2 protein-coding genes and 1 pseudogene are annotated in these 1,315 nt (G+C 64.4%); 1 reads left to right on the top strand and 2 read right to left on the bottom strand.

The annotated features are described in order from the left end of the window. Positions 1 to 196 (top strand): annotated as a pseudogene (locus EN925_RS36220) (transcriptional regulator); the annotation flags it as partial. 84 nt (positions 197 to 280) lie between these two features. Here the strand turns inward: EN925_RS36220 and EN925_RS36215 are convergent. After that, complete coding sequence (locus tag EN925_RS36215; RefSeq protein WP_013528718.1) at positions 281 to 514, bottom strand: hypothetical protein; 234 nt, start codon at positions 512 to 514, stop codon at positions 281 to 283. A 350-nt stretch (positions 515 to 864) separates the two neighbouring features. Then, the coding region (locus EN925_RS36210) for a transglutaminase-like cysteine peptidase (RefSeq protein ID WP_128337390.1) at positions 865 to 1,315 on the bottom strand (451 nt) is incomplete at its 5' end.

The following is a 1,315-nucleotide window of genomic DNA, read 5'->3' as shown; positions in this document are numbered from 1 at the left end:
CATCTGGGACGATGCCGAGGAACTGGCGCGGCTGGCCGAGGCCTCGCACCCGCGTGTAAAACTCGACACGTCGGGTCTTTCCCCCGCCGCCACCGAGCTCGCCAATCTGCTGGCGGAAAACATCGAGAAACTCGACGAAACCGAGCTTCGCCGCATCACCGCATCGATCCGCGCGGCGTTGAACCAGCGGCCGTAGCCTGACGGTCCGCGCCGGTACAAGTTCGCCTGCCTCACGAGGAAACTGCCCGCCGGCGGCCCGCCGGCGGGCAAAGTGGTGAGATCATTTCTTGCCGGCGGTGCCGCCATTTCCACCCCGGCCATGATCGCCGTGGTCGTGGCCATTGTTTCCGCCGCCCAGGCAGTCCGACGCCCCGGCATCACCGCAACAGCGGCCGGCCCAGAGGTCGTTGAGGTTGGTTTTGGCACAGCTGGTGGTCTGATCGGCCATGGCGGATCCGGCCATGCTCGACACCGCGATAGCGGCAAGAAGGGTGTTTCGCAGAAAAGCAGTCATCTGAAGTCTCCATGGTTGGTTTCGGTTCACGGCTGTGTGTCGCTGGCCGGAGCGAAATGGTTCACGGAGAAATGCGAATTCTGGCGGAGGGCCCATCGATTTCGTCATCCACGGGCGGAGCGGGCGCGCAGACCCGAGGATCCATGCCGCGAGTTGCGAGCGTCGCGACGGGGCAAAAGATCTGGTGATGACGGTATGACGATTGCAGGCGCCTGTTCCTGCGCCGCAGCGTTCTTCATCGGCATCACGGCATGGATCCCAGGGTCTTCGCGACGGAGCTTCGCTCCTGCTCCGCCCTGGGATGACGAAGCGTTGGATGCCGCCCCTAGGGAAGCCGCCGTTGCTGGTGCCTACTGAACCGCGCCGACCAGAACTTGCTGGCCACCGCGGATCGAGACCCAGCGGCCGGTGTTGTCGATCGCCTGCCGCTTGAGGAAGCGGTAGCCGGTCGCGTCCCATGGCTTGACCTTGTCGGTCAGATTGTCGAGCACATAGTCGCCCTCGTCGGTGCGCACCGTCAGCACGGCGTGGCCCTCGCCGTCGGGCTTGCGCACGACGGTGATCAGAAGATCGGCAAGCGAGATGCTCATGCGCGAAAGCTGGCGCCGCTTTTCCAGCACATAGTCCTCGCAATCGCCGACGCCCTTGTCGGGATAAGCCCAGACCTCGTCCTTGCCGTAGATGTCCATGTCGCTCATCGGCTTGACGGCGGCGTTGACCCTGGCGGTGACATTGAGAAGCTTGCGCATCAGCGCGTCGGTCATCTGAGCCGGCGCCAGATTGGTCGGGCGGATCGAGCAC

It is taken from the genome of Mesorhizobium sp. M7A.F.Ca.US.006.04.2.1, assembly GCF_004022915.1.
Taxonomy (GTDB): domain Bacteria; phylum Pseudomonadota; class Alphaproteobacteria; order Rhizobiales; family Rhizobiaceae; genus Mesorhizobium; species Mesorhizobium ciceri.
The sequence above is the reverse complement of the archived record's forward strand: the minus strand, read 5'-3'. Positions and strand labels throughout refer to the sequence as shown.